This is a genomic window from Pseudomonas sp. Bout1 (assembly GCF_034314165.1).
Taxonomy (GTDB): Bacteria; Pseudomonadota; Gammaproteobacteria; order Pseudomonadales; family Pseudomonadaceae; genus Aquipseudomonas.
The window spans coordinates 4,267,618-4,283,809 of the sequence record NZ_JAVIWK010000001.1; the positions used below are offsets into that span (position 1 = coordinate 4,267,618).

Here is a 16,192-nt window from a genome sequence, read left to right on the forward strand (position 1 = left end):
GGGTCAGACCACCATTATTTTGAATGTGGTCTGACCCCTATTTTTTGGGTTCGCCGTGGTCGCCGATGAGGTACGCAGCCTGGCGCAACGCACGGCGGTGTCGACTCAGGAGATCAAGACGATTATCGAAGGCTTGCAACACGGCAGCCGGCTGGCGGTTGAAGCCATGCACGACAGCCGCCAAGGCGTGGAGCGCTGCGTGGAAGACAGCCAACTGGCAGTGGAGATGCTGCGGGCGGTGGGTAATGATATTTCGCAGATTGATCAGTTGAATGGGCGGATTGTGTCGACCACCCGCGAGCAATCCACGGCGAATGTGGAGATTGTGGGGCGGCTGCAATCAGTGCAGAGCATTGCGCAGAGTACGGCGCAGGATGTGGAGACGCTGGCAAGGAGCAGTGAGCGGTTGCCACCGATTGCGGTGCGGTTGGATGCGTTGGGGCGCCGGTTTCATCAGTGAGCGGGATCTATTTTGAATGAGATAAATCCGTCCCCTGTCGCCCATCACCATGGGACGGTTTGACCTTCCCGGTCGATGTACCGAAGGCCTTGCTTGCCTTGCTGCGAGAGCAGCGTGCTGACGATTTTCGGGACTGTTTCCTCCACGCTGTAGGGGGCGTTTGGCCCGCCGAGTGCGGTACGGATCCAGCCTGGTGCCAGTAATACCAAGGCCCGAGGGTCGGCGGCGTGCCGTGCAGCATAACTGCGCATATACATGTTCAGTGCTGCCTTGGTGCCGCGATACACCTCGTGGCCGCCTTTCTCGTTATTACTCACGCTACCTTGTCCCGACGACATGATGCCGATCAGCCCGCTGGCACGCACCAGGGGTTGCAGGCCCTCGATCACACGCATGGGGCTCAGTGCATTGGTGATCATGACGCGAACAAATTCGTCCGTGGTCACTTCTGCGATTGTTTCGTCCTGGTTGTGATTGGCACTGGCACCCCGTGAAGAACTTGTACGCTCTGGCCACTTCATCACCTAAATCGTTGGGGCGCGTCGAGATGAAGCGTAGCGCCCCTCACTTCGTCGATTTGTACTGCGTTACAAAAGTGAGCACCTGGGATTGGGTCTGAATTTGCATCGAAGCCACTGCCCAAAGCGCATTGAGGTGCTGTTGTTGATTGCAGCATTGGCCAACTACCTCATATTTTTAACTGGACTGCAGGCGCGAGAAGATGGTTTGGAACGGCGCTATCAAAGCAATAGCCTCAAAGAGAAACGAGTGCTTTCATTGTGGCGACTGGAGAAACCGAGGCTGCACGGCATTTACTGTTATAACGGTACGGCCATCCCAACCCTTCCAGGAGCGCAGCTTTGGATCAACTTCTCGCCCTAAGGGTATTCATCCGAATCACGGAGGCTCGCTCTTTTGCCAAAGCGGCCGACTCGTTGAATATCCCCCGCTCCTCGGTCAGCAAGCTGCTTCAAGACCTGGAGCAACACCTGGGTACCAAGCTGATTGAGCGCAGTACTCGTTCATTCACCATCACGCAGGCGGGTGAAACCTACAGGGAGCAAGCCTTGAACCTGTTGGCGGGACTGGACGATATGGACGTTGCCGCACGGCAAGCGCGAGCAAGCCCCCACGGGCGGCTTCGTGTAGACATAGGCTCATCGCTGGCCAATCTGGTGATCATTCCGGCGCTACCGCAATTTCGTGCGCGCTATCCTGACCTGGAATTATTGCTCGGGGTCAGTGATCGCCCAGCCGATCTCATCGGCGACGGCGTGGACTGCGTGATACGCGGCGGCACGCTGCCTGACAGCTCACTGATCGCCCGCCACCTTTGCCATGCAAACTTCGTTACCTGTGCGACACCTGATTATCTTTCTGCGTTTGGTGCGCCACTGCACCCACAGGATCTTGAGCAAAACCACCGCACAATTCGCTATTTCTTTTCAAGCACGGGTAAGACGTTGCCTCTTCAATTCGCGAAAGGCAGTGAAAAATACGAGGTTAATGGCCAACCCACCCTTAGCGTAAGTGAGAGCACCGCCCTGACCGAGGCGGTGCTGACCGGGATGGGTATCGGACAGATTTTTCGTTTCAGTGCCCATACGCACATAGCTGCGGGACGTCTGGTGCCGATCCTGGAGGACTGGACCCCAGCCTCTCATCCACTCCAGTTGGTCTATCCGGCAGCTCGTCATCCCAGCGCAAAATTGCGGGTTTTCATTGACTGGGCGGTAGAACTTTTCGGCAGCGAAAACTATAAAAACTGACAGACTAGCCAGCACCAAAGCCGCCTTCAGTATTGCGCGAATCGATTATCCAACCCTGTAGATTAAGTCTCTCTCCTGGCGGGCTTCTGCGATGGATCCGACCGTCCTAGACTCGCCCCAAGTTGCTGTCCTGAACCCTTCAGGCCAGGCTCTACAGGCACCAGGAACCATTACCATGTCCGATCGACTCGACGGCAAAATCGCACTCATCACCGGCGCCACCAGCGGTATCGGCCTGGCCACTGCCAAGCTGTTTGCAGCCCAAGGTGCACATGTCTACATCACCGGGCGCAACGCTGACGCACTAAAAACAGCTCAGGAGCAGATTGGCGCCAACGTAACGAGCATCCAGGCGGATTCGACTCTGATCGCTGACCTTGATCAAGTATTCGAACAGATCAAGGCCGAGGCCGGCCGTATTGATGTGCTGTATGCCAACGCAGGAGGCGGCACACTGCTCCCCTTGGGGCAGATCACCGAACAACAGGTCGACGATACGTTTGGGCTGAACGTCAAAGCGTTGATCTTCACCGTCCAGAAAGCCTTGCCACTCCTGACCGCTGGCTCATCCGTGATCCTTGCCGGGTCCAGCGCAAGTATTAAGGGCACCGCTGCGTTCAGCGTGTACTCCGCGTCCAAGGCAGCGGTGCGCAATCTGGCGCGTAGCTGGATTCTTGACCTCAAAGGCACTGGCATCCGGGTCAACGTGCTGAGCCCCGGCCCTGTCCACACACCCGCCCTGTTGGATTATGCAGGTGATGATCCTGCGCAGCAGCAAGGCATGCTCGACTACCTGGGCACCCTTGTTCCGGTGGGGCGCGTCGGTGAAGCCGATGAGATTGCCAAAGCCGCTCTTTTCCTGGCATGCGACGACTCAAGCTTCATTAATGGTGCCGAAATTTTCGCAGATGGAGGCATGGCTCAAGTCTGATTTCGCCCGGGCATAAGCACGCCCCCGTTCCTTAATAGGAACGGGGGCGTGCGTCCTTTCGGTTTAAGCCATTGCGTCAGTAGCCTACGCCTCGAACACCACCCGAAGCCCGGATGGACTCGCCTGTCACCCAGTGCGAGTCTTGCGATGCCAGAAACACGGCCAGAGGTGCAATATCCTCGGGTTCGCCGAAGCGACCCAGCGGAGTCCCCGCGATCAGTTTTTCGCCAAACTTACCGGCAAAATTTCCCTCTGTGGCAGGTGTATTGGTGTGCCCTGGCAAGATCGAATTAACCCTGATGCCACGTGCTCCCAGCTCCCTGGCCAGTGCGAAGGTCAAGGTATCAACCGCGCCCTTGGTGGCCGAGTACACACTTGAAGCCAAATAGGGATCTGTACTGAGGATCGAACTGATATTGATAATGCTACCTGTGGCCCCCAGCAGTTTGACCGCCTCGCGTACTGCAAGCAGGTAGCCCAGCACGTTCAGGTTGAATTGCTTGTGGAAGGCATCTTCGGTCAAGTCATCAATCATCTCAAACACTGCGATGCCAGCATTGTTAACCAGCACGTCCAACGTGCCGAACTCGCTACGAACCGTTTCAAACAAGCGCACTACGTCAGTTGCCTGACTCATATCTGCCTGTACCGCCAAGGCAGAGCCTCCGTGCTCTATGATCTGGGCAACGACTGCATCCGCGTCAACCTTGCCGGAGGCGTAGTTGACGATAATTGTCGCACCCTCTGCACCCATCGCCCTGGCGATCCCAGCACCAATGCCTTTGGAGGCACCAGTGACAACCGCAATTTTCCCTTCAAGTTTCATAAGCTGACCTTTGGTAGTTGCATGATAGGAGGCTCGGCTGCAGGGGTGTAAATGATCGTCATGCAGCGAGCCGCATGCCATCAGTATTCGGCTATCGAAGGGTCGGACGTTTGCCGGTTATTCGCACATCCTTGCCTATTCTTCTCACCTGGCTTGCCATAGCCCTTGAACTGGCTCAGGGTGACTGGCATGGAAAAATCAATGGCAGAACTGCGCAGCATCGTGATGCGCGCTCAAGACAAGTGGACCGACACCGGCTTACCCCGTGTAGCCATGGTTCGGGCCGAGGCCTGTGCTGATCAGGTCTATCAACCGATGCTGCATCTGGTGCTCCAAGGCACCAAGACCCTGTCGATTGGCGAGGGTGTTTCCAGGTATACGGCGGGCAACTATTTTCTGGTGCCGGTGGACGTGCCCGCGACGGGCCAGATTCACGCCGACACACTGGAAGAACCCTATCTAGCGGTCAGTCTCACCCTGGACCCCAATGTGATCGCAACGTTGCTGATGGATGAAAGTAAGACGCCAAGGGCGCCGCAAAACTCGTGTTTCGAGGGGGTACTCGCACCAGCTGAAATGGTTGATGCGTGGTTACGCATGATGCGGCTCGTGGATCGCCCCCATGAGGTCGCGATAATGGCACCGATGCTCGAGCGTGAAATTCTGTTCCGGGCCTTACAAGGCCCACTGGCCGGTATTCTTCGTGACGTCGCACGGCCGGATGGCCGGATGACGCAGATCCGCCGCGTCACACAGTGGATACGTGAGCATTACGCCGAGCCTTTTCGAGTCGAGCCACTGGCGCTGATGTCCGACATGAGCGTTGCCGCGTTTTATCGGCACTTCAAATCCGTGACCGCCATGACACCCATTCAGTACCAGAAACGCCTGCGCTTGCTGAGGGCTCGCTGGTTGCTGCTATTCGATACCCTGGACGCAACCTCCATCGCTTATACCGTAGGGTATGAAAGCGCCTCGCAATTCAATCGGGAGTACGCGCGGCTGTTCGGCCTGCCTCCGGCGCGGGATGCGGCGAGATTCAGGACGCCTCCTGCCGCTGGAGCACTTACGGCAGCGTCTTGAACGCCCGGCACTGACTCAGAAGTCGGTGATCACCGTCCCGGCAATGCTCTGGGCAAACTCACCACCGAACACCTTGGCCGGTGTTGCAAAACCCCGCTGCCGTTCACCGTTCAGTACCCTGCGTGCGGCCTCTACTGCAGCCAAAGGCGTGTAGCCGTTCACGGTTTCAATTACTGACCGTGCGATTGCGCCATCTGTCGCGGTCACCTCAACCACTGCCCGGGCCCGATGAGCATCCCTCTCCTCCGGTGTCGGGCCATCAGGCAGTCGCGATAGATCACCTTCGTGAAACGCATCACCCGCGATATGCACGTACATGCCTTTACGCGCTTGGCGACATGCACTGCCAACGAATCCGTAGGCACCACATCCCAACCGACGCCCGGTAACAGCATGACCTGATTTGCCGCCGCTTCTGCGCCGAGCGTCTCGGCCAGCCGATAAACGTTGATCTCGGCGGTGATGTCCAGATAGTCGATCCCGGCCTTGATGCAGGCCCGCATCAACGGCTCCGCCGTGCGCGCGAATGGGCCCGCGAAGTTCACTAACACTGAAATACCGGACAAAGAGCTTTCGGCATCGGCGGTATCAAACACCCGATAGGGCACCTCCAATTGCGCAGCAAGCGATTCGAGGCACTGATGATTGCGCCCGGCGATTTAGAAATCCAGGCCCAGTGCCTTGGCTCGTTCAGCCCCCATACGCCCGGTATAGCCGGTGGCGCCGTAGATCAGAAGGGTGCTCATAAATGTTCCTCTGTGGTTCGAATGTGTCCCCACAGTACCCATCGTCGCCGCCGGAATCGCCCCTGTTCCTGCTCAAAGCCTGCCCGTCTCTGCTTTTACCCTGCAAGTTGCCTTACCACCCCCGACTCATCCCAACTCCCGCCCCAAAAACGGCGCAGTCCGGCTGCTCTTGCTCTTCGCAACTTTCTGCGGGGTGCCACTCACCACCACCTTCCCGCCTCTATCCCCTGCCCCCGGCCCGATATCAATCACCCAGTCACTCTGCGCCACCACGCGCATTTCATGCTCCACCACGATCACCGTATGCCCCGCCTCCACCAGATGATTGAGCTGGCTCAACAACCGGTCCACATCCCGCGGATGCAGCCCGGTAGTCGGTTCATCGAGCACATACAACGTGGCGCCCCGGGCATTGCGCTGCAGTTCGGTCGCCAGCTTGATGCGCTGTGCTTCCCCGCCCGACAGCTCGGTCGCTGGCTGGCCAAGGCGCAAATACCCCAAGCCAATATCGCGCAGCACTTGCAGCGAGCGCAGCACACCCGGTTGCTCGGCAAACACTTCAACCGCCTGTTCAACGGTCAGCCCCAGCACTTGGGCGATGGTCAGCCCTTGCCACTTGATCGCCAGGGTTTGCGGGTTGTAACGCGCGCCATGGCACGTCGGGCACGGTGCATACACGCTGGGCATGAACAGCAATTCCACACTGACAAAACCCTCACCTTCGCAATTCGGGCAGCGCCCTTTGGCGACGTTGAAGGAGAATTGCCCGGCATCGTAATGCCGCTTTTTCGCCGCCGGTGTAGCCGCGAAAAGTTTGCGTACGTTGTCGAACAACCCGGTGTAGGTCGCGAGGTTGGAGCGCGGAGTGCGGCCAATGGGTTTCTGGTCCACTTGCACCAGGCGGCGGATGTGTTCCAACCCGCCGCTGATGCGCCCGCCGCTGGTCTGCGGGGCGTCGTCTTCCAGGCTGGATTCGTCTTCGGTTTCTACTACGCGGCCCAATCCTGCGCCTACCAGTTCCAACAGCGCCTGGCTGACAAGGCTGGATTTGCCTGAGCCAGAGATGCCAGTCACGGCGGTAAAGCAGCCCAGGGGAAAGTCCACACTCAGGTCGTTGAGGTTGTTGCGCGTCACGCCTTCCAGGCGCAGCCAGCCGGTGGGTGGGCGCGGTGGTTGGCTGACCGGGCGTTTTTCGGCGAACAGGTATTCGCGGGTTTGCGAGGCTTGGACCTGTGCCAGGCCGGCGGGTGGGCCGCTGTACAGGACTTGGCCGCCGTGTTCGCCGGCAGCCGGGCCGACGTCGATCAGCCAGTCGGCGCGGCGCATGGTTTCCAAGTCATGTTCCACCACGAACAGGGAGTTGCCAGCGGCTTTCAATCGGTCGAGGGCGGCGAACAGGGCTTCGCCGTCAGCGGGGTGCAGGCCGGCGGAAGGTTCATCCAGCACGTAGATCACGCCGAACAGTTGCGAGCCCAGTTGCGTGGCCAGGCGTAGGCGTTGCAGCTCGCCGGATGACAATGTCGGTGTGCTGCGTTCCAGGGCGAGGTAGCCCAGGCCGAGGTCGGTCAGGGTGCTGACGCGTTCGAGCAAGTCCTGGGCGATGCGTTGGGCGGCCAGGCGTTTTTCCACGGAGAGTTTTTTGTCGCCCTGCCCTTCGGCCACCGGGCGCAGCAGGTCGGCGAGTTGCAGCAGGGACATTTGCGACAGTTCGCCAATGTCCACGCCAGCAAATTTCACCGACAGCGCAGCCTTGTTCAGGCGTTTGCCTTCGCACAACGGGCATGGGCTGCCTTGCATGAATTGCGAGACGCGCTTTTTCATCAGGGCGCTTTGGGAATGGGTGAAGGTGTGCAGGATGTAGCGCCGGGCGCCGGTGAAGGTGCCCTGGTAGCTGGGTTCCAGTTTGCGCTTGAGGGCGTCGCGGGTTTGGGCCGGGGTGAAGCCGGCGTACACCGGCGCGGTGGGGGTTTCTTCGGTGAAAAGAATCCAGTCGCGCTGTTTTTTCGGCAGGTCGCGCCATGGGATGTCGACGTCGTAACCCAGGGTGACGAGGATGTCGCGCTGGTTCTGGCCTTGCCACGCCAGCGGCCAGGACGCCACGGCGCGCTGGCGGATGGTGAGGGACGGATCGGGCACCATCAGGGCTTCGGTCACTTCGTACACCCGGCCCAGGCCGTGGCATTGCGGGCAAGCGCCTTGTGGCAGGTTGGGGGAAAAGTCTTCGGCGTACAGCATCGGTTGCCCCGCCGGGTAGCTGCCGGCGCGGGAGTACAGCATGCGGATCAGGCTGGACAAGGTGGTGACGCTGCCCACCGACGAACGTGTGCTGGGCGTGCCGCGCTGTTGTTGCAGGGCCACGGCGGGTGGCAGGCCTTCGATCGAGTCGACGTCGGGCACGCCCACTTGGTCGATCAGGCGGCGTGCGTAGGGCGCCACGGATTCGAAGTAGCGGCGCTGGGCCTCGGCGTAGACAGTGGAGAATGCCAGCGACGACTTGCCCGAGCCAGACACGCCGGTAAACACCACCAATGCGTCACGCGGGATGTCCACGTCGACGTTGCGCAGGTTGTGTTCGCGGGCACCCCGCACCCGCACGAAGCCTGGGCGTTGGGCGGTGGGTGAGGTGGCTGGGGGCAGGTTGCGCTGGGAAGTCATGGGTAACCTTATCAGTGTGTTCAAGGCGGTGAAGATCCCTGTAGGAGCTGATCTGCCTGAGATGGCGGTGTGCCAGTTGCCAATTGGGGCCTGACACACCGCCATCGCGGGCAAGCCAGCGCCTACAGTAGATCGGCGTTGCGGGTTGGATCTCCGTTTGTCACATCACCCCGGGTGGTCAGCACCGAGCGCACTCGCTGCGCCAGCTCATCCGGGCCATAGGGTTTGGTTAACAGGTGAATGTCCTGGCTCAACAGGTGGTTGCTGGAGAGGATGTCGCGGGTGTGCCCGGACGTAAACAGCACCGCCACCGCCGGCACTTGCTCGCGCGCCCACTCGGCCAGGTCGGTACTTTTGACCCGGCCCGGCATCACTACGTCGGTAAAGATCAGGTCCGGTTGCAGCCCGGCGCGCAACATCAGCATGGCCATGTCACCGTCTTCGGCGGTCAGCACGGTGTAGCCGGATTGTTCGAGCAACTCCACCGCGGCGGTACGCACGCCTTCGTTGTCCTCGACCACCAGGATGGTCTCCTGGCCGCCGGCGTGGTTCGCAAGGGCAGCAGGCGCGTCGTGTTTTTCCGGTTCGAGGCTGCGCGGGAAATACATCTGCACCACGGTGCCGCTGCCCTCCTCGCTGTCCACTTCGACATGCCCGCCACTTTGCCGCACGAAGCCGAACACCATGCTCAACCCCAGCCCGGTGCCGTGGCCATCGGGCTTGGTGGTAAAAAACGGCTCGAACACCCGTGCCATGATTGTCGGCGACATGCCCGAGCCGGTGTCGGTAACCGCCAGGCGCACGTACTCGCCGGGGCTGATGCTTTTGCCCGCGCAGTCCGGGGGGTTGAGGATGATATTTTCGCCGGTGATCCGAATGATGCCCTCGCCTTTCATCGCGTCCCGCGCGTTGATCGCAAGGTTGAGCAAGGCATTTTCCAACTGGTTGCGGTCGACATGAATGCACCACGGGTCCAGCGGCAGTTGCACATCAATGTGAATGGTTTCTCCCAACGCTCGCTGCAACAGTTCACCCAGCCCTTCATAAATGCGCAGTGGGCTGTACACCGCCGGCGACAGCGGCTGGCGACGGGCAAAGGCCAGCAGTTGCGAGGTCAGCTTGGCCCCACGTTCCACCGCCGCAATGGCGGCGCTGACCCGGCGCTGCACGTGGGGGTTGTCGGGTTCATTGCGGGCCAGCAGGTGCAAGTTGCCCGCGACCACTTGCAGCAGGTTGTTAAAGTCATGGGCCACGCCGCCGGTCAGGCCACCGATGGCTTCGAGCTTTTGCGATTGGCGCAACTGCGCCTCGGCGGCGGAGCGGGCTTGCACTTCGGCGGCCACGCGCTGCTCCAGGTTGTGGGTGAGTTCCTGGCGCAGGCGCTCGGAGATCACATGCTCAGTGGTCTCCACCACAATCGCCAATACCCCGGCCGGTTGCTGGTCGTCGCCGGCCACGGGGCTGTAATACAGGTCCATCCATACGTTTTCCGGGCGGCCGTCGCGCAGCAACTCCAGTGCCAGGTTACGGTAAGACAAGGTGCCGCCCGCCAGGCAGGTGTCGACCACATTGCGGTTGAAGTCCGCGACTTCCGGCCAGCCCAGTTCCACCGGCGCCCCCAGCAGATAAGGGTGACGGCCGCCGGCAAATACCGAGTAGCTGTCGTTGTAGATCATGTAGCCGGGCGTCCCCCACAGCATCACCATGGGCATGGGCGAGGCCAGCAACATCTGCACTGCGCTGACCAGGCTGTTGGGCCACGCGTGAATCGGGCCAAGGTCGGTGGCAGACCAGTCAAATGCACGAATTCTCTGGGCCATTTCGCCAGCCCAGCCTTCACAGCCGTGGGTATTGAATAAAAACTGCATTGATCGGCTCTGTAAGGAAATAAGAGATGGGGGGCGATGAAAACTTTGAGCCCGGCAGCAGCGGTTGGTTTCATTGCATATTGCTTAAGCCCGCATGAAGGGACAAGAGCCGGTTCAGCGAAAATCCCGGCTGCGCACACTGATGCCCGACAGCAGCGGTGTCAGGTCGGTCAAGCGCCCGGCGATCAAGTGCCGAACGTCCCCCACCGCCTCCCACCGCCCATCCACTTTAAGCAATCGCGACCCCACCAGCGCCTGACGCTGGCGCTCGGCCAAATCGCGCCAGACCACCACATTGATATTGCCGAACTCATCTTCCAGGGTGACGAAGGTCACGCCGCTGGCCGTGCCCGGGCGTTGCCGGCCGGTGACCAGCCCGGCAACGCTGACATTGCGTCCATGCTCGGCCAGCAGCAACTCGTTGGAACTGCGGCAGCGCCGCGCACGCAGTTCATCGCGCAGCAGCGCCAACGGGTGCGGGCCCAAGGTGGTGCCGACGCTGGCGTAGTCGGCATACAGGTCTTCGCCGACCGTCGGTCGTGGCAGCTCCACCATCGCCTCTTCGGGGCTGGCCAACCCGGCAAACAGCCCCAGTTGCTTCTGCACCCCGGCCACCTCCCAGCGTGCCCGATGCCGATGCCCGGCCAGCCCGCGCAAGGCGCCGGCATCCGCCAGCAGCTCCTGGGCGCGGGTGTCCAGGCGGGCGCGCTCACCCAAGTCGGCAATATCGAAAAACCCGCGGGCCTGGCGCGCCGTTTCGATGCGCCGGCCATCCTCCTCGCGAAACCCGGAGATCATGCGCAAGCCCAGGCGGATTGCCGGTTGCTGGCCTTCGATGGGTTCCAGGCTGCAATCCCAGTCACTGGCTTGCACATCCACCGGCCGGATCTGCAAATGATGGCGACGGGCGTCCTGCAGGATCTGGTCGGGGCTGTAGAAACCCATGGGCCAGCTGTTGATCAAGGCGCAGGCAAACGCGGCCGGTTCATGGCATTTGAGCCAGCAACTGGCGTAGGTCAGCAAGGCGAAACTGGCGGCGTGGGATTCGGGGAAACCGTAGCTGCCAAAGCCCTTGATTTGCTCGAAGATCTGCGCGGCGAAGGCTTCGCTGTAGCCGTTTTTCAGCATGCCGGTGCGCAGGCGCTGCTGGTGCGGTTCAAGGCCGCCGTGGCGTTTCCAGGCGGCCATGGAGCGGCGCAGTTGGTCGGCTTCACCAGGCCCGTAATCGGCGGCGACCATGGCGATCTGCATCACTTGCTCCTGAAACAGCGGGATGCCCAACGTGCGCTCCAGCACGGCCTTGAGTTCGGGCGATGGGTAGGTGGTTGCTTCCTCCTTGTTCCGTCGCCGCAGGTACGGGTGCACCATACCGCCCTGGATCGGCCCGGGGCGCACGATGGCAACCTCAATCACCAGGTCATAAAAGGTCTGGGGCTTGAGCCTGGGCAACATCGACATCTGCGCCCGCGACTCGATCTGGAACACGCCGATGGTGTCGGCCTTGCTGATCATCGCGTAGGTCGCCGCATCCTCCTTGGGCACCGAGGCCAGGCTCAGGTCCCGGTTGCGATGGCGGCGCAGCAGGTCGAAGCAGCGGCGAATCGCACTGAGCATGCCCAGCGCGAGAATGTCCACCTTGAGCAGGCCCACCGCGTCGAGGTCGTCCTTGTCCCACTGGATGATGGTGCGCTCGGCCATGGCGGCGTTTTCCACCGGCACCAGGGTGTCCAGCGGGTGTTCGGAAATCACGAAACCCCCGGGGTGCTGGGACAGGTGCCGGGGGAAGCCGATCAGTTGTTGGGTCAAGGTGAGCACCCGGCGCAGCACCGGGCTGTCGGGGTCGAAGCCACCTTCGCGCAGGCGCTCCAGGGGCGGTGCTTCGTCGCTCCAGCGGCCGCAGCAGTCGGCCAGGGCGTTGACCTGGTCCGGCGGCAGCCCAAGGGCCTTGGCCACGTCGCGCACCGCACCGGCGCCGTGGTAGCTGCTGACCACCGCCGTCAAGGCGGCGCGGGTACGGCCGTAGCGTTGGAACACGTATTGCAGCACCTCTTCGCGGCGCTCGTGTTCAAAATCCACGTCGATGTCGGGCGGCTCGTTGCGCTCGCGAGACAGGAAGCGCTCGAACAGCATGTTCATCAGGCTCGGGTTGATCTCGGTGATGCCCAGGGCAAAGCACACCGCCGAGTTGGCCGCCGAGCCGCGGCCCTGGCACAGGATCGACCGGCTACGGGCGAAGCGCACAATGTCGTGCACGGTAAGGAAGTAGCTTTCGTAGCCCAGCTCGCTGATCAGTTCCAGTTCGTTATTGATCTGCTGGAGGGTCTTGGCATCGACCCCTTCCGGCCAACGCTGGGCGATGCCTTGCTCGGTCAAGAGGCGTAGCCAGGATTTAGCGTCCTGGCCTTCAGGCACTAATTCCCTGGGGTATTGATAGCGCAACTGGCCCAGGTCGAAGGTGCAACGCCGGGCGATGTTCAGGGATGCTTCCAGCAAGTGCGCCGGGTACAGCGCGGCCAATGCATCGAGGCTGCGCAAGTGGCGCTCGCCGTTGGGGTGCAGGCGCGCGCCGGCTTCGGCCACCGGGACGTGATGACGGATCGCGGTCATGGTGTCTTGCAACGCGCGACGGCCACGCACGTGCATATGCACATCGCCGCAGGCCACCGCCGGCAGGTGCAGGCTGGCGGCCAGGTTCAGGCGTTGCTCAAGGTGACGGGCATCGTTCTGGCCGCAATGCAGCTCCACGGCCAGCCACAGGCGATCGGTGAACGTGCTGCGCAGCCATTGGATGTTCGCCTGGGTGTCGGCATCTTCGACCATCCATAACACCAGCAACCCTTGTACCGATGTGAAGTCCTCTTGCAGCAGCCGATAGTGACCTTTTTGCGCACGGCGCCGGGCAATGGTGATCAGCCGACACAGGTGCTGGTAACCCTCCAGGTTCTCCACCAGCAGCACCAGCTTGGGGCCGTTTTCCAGGCGCATCTCGCTGCCGACAATCAGCGGCAACCCGACTTCCTTGGCCGCCTGCCAGGCGCGCACGATGCCTGACAAGGTGCATTCATCGGTGATCGCCAGCGCCTCATAGCCCTGCTGTTTGGCCCGCTCAAACAGCTCGCGGGCACTGGAGGCGCCCCGCTGGAAACTGAAGTTGGACAGGCAATGCAGCTCCGCATAACTCATGCGAACCAGCCTTGCAGCCACAGCGCGCCGCTTTCGCCCACGGTTCGGTAAGCCCAGCCCTGCTGGCCGGCGCGGGTGCGTACCAGGTAGTAATCGCGGCGCACATCGGCGCCATCCCACCAGCCCGATTCGATACGTTCCGGGCCCATCAATATCTGTAGGCCGTGCTCCGCCAGGGGCGTGGGTTCAGGCAGCAACCAGCCGGGGCGCTGCACGTTGTTTGAGGGCATGCATGGGCGCGTGTCGGCACCGGGTTGCCAGGCGCATTCGGGGCGGTGGTCGGCGTGAAAGCGCAGGCCTTGCACTGCCTCGTCCCCCAGCCGCGCCCGCAGGCGTTCGCGCAGTTGCTCCCACGGCAGGGTTTGTTGCGGGCGTTCGTCGAACAGGTCCTGGCGCTGGGGCACAAACACTGGCAGGTCCTGGGCCACCAGGCGAAAGCCGCGCACCGGCGAGGTGACGTGCACTTGCTCCAGGCGGCCACGGGCCAGTTCGAACAGCATCGCTGCATCACGTTCGGCACTGAGCAGGCCGACCTTGATGAGGGTGTCGGGTTCTGCCGCGTGTTCCAGGTGCAGGTCAAAGCGTTGCACGCCACTGTCGCGGCCACACAGGAACGCCGACAAATCGCCGGTCAAACGGCGCAAGGGAAACAGCAAGGCTTGATGGGACAACACATCAAAATTCAGCTCGATGCGCACATCGAAGCGGTCCGGCGGCTGGTAGAACGCCAGGGCCAGCGGCCGTTGCCCACTCAGTGCATCGAGGTGCTTGAGCAGCGCCGCGTCGAACCGCCGGGCCAAAGTATGCCGGGGCAGCGCCTGCACCTGGGCCAGGGTGCGCAAGCCCATGCGCGACAACGCGGTGGCGGCTTGCGAGTCGAGGCCGGCGCGGTCGATGGGGATCGGCGCCAACGCTTGTTGCAGGCTGTGCTCATCGGCCACAGCGAGGCCGTCGTAGGCATTCGCTAATATTCGCGCTGCTGCCGGGTTTGGCGCGGCGACAATGCGATGACGAAACCCCAGGTCGGTCAGTTCCTTGCGCAAGCGCGCTTCAAGCAGCGGCCAGGGCCCGAACAGGCCCAGGCTCGACTCGATCTCGAACAGCAACGCCCGTGGGTAGAACACGCTGACCTGAGAGCTGAATCGGTAGGCCCAGGCCGCCAGAAATTGCTGCCAGTATTCGATCTGCGCCGGGTCGTATTCGGCGCAGGCAAACGCCTTGGTCAAGGCATGGGCCGCCGTCAGCGATTGGCCGGGGCGCAGCCCGAGTTTGCGGGCGGCCTCATTGACGGTTTGCAGCACCCGCCGTTGTGGCGTACCCGCCAGCAGGGCCAACGGCTGATCCGGTTCGGGGCGCACACGCAGCACCCCGTCCAGCGCCAATTGCGGGAAGACAATACACACCCAGCGCATGCCAACCTCAGTGCCCAAGTGCAATGGGCGCGGGATGGGCCAGGCCGCCCCGGCACTTGAGCACCCGCACTTGCGCCGGGCTGGCCTCCACCGCCAGGCGCAAGGCGGCCGGTGACGGGTTGATCGCCTCGTTCAATGAGCGCCAGGCGAAGGCCAGGGTCTGGCCGGTTTCTGCCGCCACCTGCAAGCGGCGCAAGGCCCGGTCATCGGCCTTGCGCGGCCAGCACAACACCGCGCCGCAACTGCCGGAACGCAGGCATTGCTCCACCGCCCACAAGGCGTCACGCTCATCGGCCTGGATCACCGACAGCTGGCGCACATCCACCCCGGCGTTTTGCCAGGCGTGGGGGTACGGCGTGTAAGGCGGCGCCACCAACACGATGCGCTCGCCAGCCGCCGCCAACCGCGCCAGGGTCGGCCACACCAGTTGCAACTCGCCCACGCCCTCCTTGGCCATGAGGATTTCGCTCAACGCCGCCTCCGGCCAGCCACCGCTGGGCAGCACTGCATCCAGCGCCGCAAGCCCGGTGGGATGGAGGCTGGCAGGCGGCGCGGCGGGCCGGCCCTTCCAGACCCGGCCGCCATTGAACAGCGAGTCCAGGGCAACGACGGCGCCCATCAGCCTTGCCTCACCAGGCCGCAAAACACCCCTTCGATCGCCAGGTCCTGATCGGGACGCACCACGATGGGCTGATAAGCGGGGTTGCGTGGCAGCAGGCGCACGCGCTCGCCCACGTGTTCGAAACGCTTGATGGTGACTTCACCGTCCAGGCGCGCCACCACGATTTGCCCATTCAAGGCCTCGGCACTGCGGCGTACGCCCACCAAGTCGCCATCGAGGATGCCGTCTTCGATCATCGAATCGCCCTGCACCCGCAGCAGGTAATCCGGGGTTTTCGCAAACATGCCCGGGTCGAGCAGCAAGCGGTTGTGCACTTCGGCGTCGGCGCCGATGGGCACGCCGGCAGCCACTCGGCCGAGCACCGGGATGTCCAGCAACTCAGGCCGCACCGGCTGATTAAGCAGGCGAATGCCCCGGGCCTGGTTCGGGTTGACCTCGATAAAGCCGCCCTCAGTCAGCGCCAGCACATGCTTGCGCGCCACGCTGCGGGAGGCAAAGCCGAACGCCTCGGCGATCTCGGCGAGGCTGGGGGACTGGCCTTGCTGCGCGATACGGTCGCGGATAAAGGTCAGGATGGCGGTGCGGCGGGGCGTTAAAGTCGTCATGGAGTACATTTGTACTCCTGTAGGAAATTTCT

Annotated in this window: 11 protein-coding genes and 3 pseudogenes; 5 read left to right on the forward strand and 9 right to left on the reverse strand. The window is 62.1% G+C overall.

Features of this window, described 5'->3' with window-relative positions:
* Positions 1-46: 46 nt before the first annotated feature.
* Positions 47-460: pseudogene (locus tag RGV33_RS19875) on the forward strand (methyl-accepting chemotaxis protein); the annotation flags it as partial.
* A gap of 44 nt (positions 461-504) precedes the next feature.
* Here RGV33_RS19875 and RGV33_RS19880 read toward each other — a convergent pair.
* On the reverse strand, positions 505-981 hold the full coding sequence (locus RGV33_RS19880) for an SDR family oxidoreductase (protein WP_322145754.1): 477 nt from the start codon (positions 979-981) through the stop codon (positions 505-507).
* Between RGV33_RS19880 and RGV33_RS19885 the strand changes: the two are divergent.
* The 3 genes and pseudogenes from RGV33_RS19885 to RGV33_RS19895 form a co-directional block, all read left to right on the forward strand.
* Positions 942-1,249, forward strand: a pseudogene (locus RGV33_RS19885) (IS4 family transposase); the annotation flags it as partial. The gene RGV33_RS19880 and the pseudogene RGV33_RS19885 sit on opposite strands and share 40 nt — an antisense overlap.
* Positions 1,250-1,320: 71 nt before the next feature.
* On the forward strand, positions 1,321-2,229 hold the full coding sequence (locus tag RGV33_RS19890) for a LysR family transcriptional regulator (RefSeq protein ID WP_322145755.1): 909 nt from the start codon (positions 1,321-1,323) through the stop codon (positions 2,227-2,229).
* 175 nt (positions 2,230-2,404) lie between these two features.
* Entirely contained in the window at positions 2,405-3,160 is a 756-nt protein-coding gene (locus RGV33_RS19895; protein ID WP_322148709.1) for an SDR family oxidoreductase, read from the forward strand.
* A 76-nt stretch (positions 3,161-3,236) separates the two neighbouring features.
* Here the strand turns inward: RGV33_RS19895 and RGV33_RS19900 are convergent, their stop codons facing one another.
* Complete coding sequence (locus tag RGV33_RS19900; RefSeq protein WP_322145756.1) at positions 3,237-3,986, reverse strand: glucose 1-dehydrogenase; 750 nt, start codon at positions 3,984-3,986, stop codon at positions 3,237-3,239.
* A 201-nt stretch (positions 3,987-4,187) separates the two neighbouring features.
* Between RGV33_RS19900 and RGV33_RS19905 the strand changes: the two genes are divergently transcribed.
* The gene (locus RGV33_RS19905; RefSeq protein WP_416152130.1) at positions 4,188-5,069 is read left to right on the forward strand and encodes an AraC family transcriptional regulator N-terminal domain-containing protein; all 882 of its coding nucleotides are present in this window, start codon (positions 4,188-4,190) and stop codon (positions 5,067-5,069) included.
* Between the two features lie 15 nt (positions 5,070-5,084).
* Here the strand turns inward: RGV33_RS19905 and RGV33_RS19910 are convergent.
* The 7 genes and pseudogenes from RGV33_RS19910 to lexA all read right to left on the reverse strand — a co-directional run bounded on the left by RGV33_RS19910 (position 5,085) and on the right by lexA (position 16,169).
* A pseudogene (locus RGV33_RS19910) lies at positions 5,085-5,815 on the reverse strand (saccharopine dehydrogenase NADP-binding domain-containing protein).
* A 126-nt stretch (positions 5,816-5,941) separates the two neighbouring features.
* Complete coding sequence (gene uvrA, locus RGV33_RS19915) at positions 5,942-8,470, reverse strand: excinuclease ABC subunit UvrA (RefSeq protein ID WP_322145758.1); 2,529 nt, start codon at positions 8,468-8,470, stop codon at positions 5,942-5,944.
* Positions 8,471-8,592: 122 nt separating this feature from the next.
* Complete coding sequence (locus tag RGV33_RS19920) at positions 8,593-10,338, reverse strand: ATP-binding protein (RefSeq protein ID WP_322145759.1); 1,746 nt, start codon at positions 10,336-10,338, stop codon at positions 8,593-8,595.
* A 114-nt stretch (positions 10,339-10,452) separates the two neighbouring features.
* The gene (locus RGV33_RS19925; protein WP_322145760.1) at positions 10,453-13,542 is read right to left on the reverse strand and encodes an error-prone DNA polymerase; all 3,090 of its coding nucleotides are present in this window, start codon (positions 13,540-13,542) and stop codon (positions 10,453-10,455) included.
* A complete protein-coding gene (locus RGV33_RS19930; protein WP_322145761.1) occupies positions 13,518-14,933 on the reverse strand; it encodes a DNA polymerase Y family protein in 1,416 nt (471 codons plus the stop codon). The genes RGV33_RS19925 and RGV33_RS19930 overlap by 25 nt, the downstream gene beginning before the upstream one ends.
* Positions 14,934-14,940: 7 nt before the next feature.
* Positions 14,941-15,552, reverse strand: a complete 612-nt coding sequence (gene imuA / locus RGV33_RS19935) for a translesion DNA synthesis-associated protein ImuA (protein WP_322145762.1) — start codon at positions 15,550-15,552, stop codon at positions 14,941-14,943.
* Positions 15,552-16,169, reverse strand: coding sequence for a transcriptional repressor LexA (lexA, locus tag RGV33_RS19940; protein WP_322145763.1), 618 nt, complete (start codon positions 16,167-16,169; stop codon positions 15,552-15,554). The genes imuA and lexA overlap by 1 nt, the downstream gene beginning before the upstream one ends.
* Positions 16,170-16,192: the final 23 nt, after the last annotated feature.

What these genes read in the sequence shown, in the direction of transcription:
- lexA (WP_322145763.1), bottom strand. Translation starts at nt 16,169, where the DNA reads ATGTACTCCATGACGACTTTAACGCCCCGCCGCACCGCCATCCTGACC.
- RGV33_RS19930 (WP_322145761.1), bottom strand. Translation starts at nt 14,933, where the DNA reads ATGCGCTGGGTGTGTATTGTCTTCCCGCAATTGGCGCTGGACGGGGTG.
- imuA (WP_322145762.1), bottom strand. Translation starts at nt 15,552, where the DNA reads ATGGGCGCCGTCGTTGCCCTGGACTCGCTGTTCAATGGCGGCCGGGTC.
- uvrA (WP_322145758.1), bottom strand. Translation starts at nt 8,470, where the DNA reads ATGACTTCCCAGCGCAACCTGCCCCCAGCCACCTCACCCACCGCCCAA.
- RGV33_RS19920 (WP_322145759.1), bottom strand. Translation starts at nt 10,338, where the DNA reads ATGCAGTTTTTATTCAATACCCACGGCTGTGAAGGCTGGGCTGGCGAA.
- RGV33_RS19880 (WP_322145754.1), bottom strand. Translation starts at nt 981, where the DNA reads ATGAAGTGGCCAGAGCGTACAAGTTCTTCACGGGGTGCCAGTGCCAAT.
- RGV33_RS19895 (WP_322148709.1), top strand. Translation starts at nt 2,405, where the DNA reads ATGTCCGATCGACTCGACGGCAAAATCGCACTCATCACCGGCGCCACC.
- RGV33_RS19900 (WP_322145756.1), bottom strand. Translation starts at nt 3,986, where the DNA reads ATGAAACTTGAAGGGAAAATTGCGGTTGTCACTGGTGCCTCCAAAGGC.
- RGV33_RS19905 (WP_416152130.1), top strand. Translation starts at nt 4,188, where the DNA reads ATGGCAGAACTGCGCAGCATCGTGATGCGCGCTCAAGACAAGTGGACC.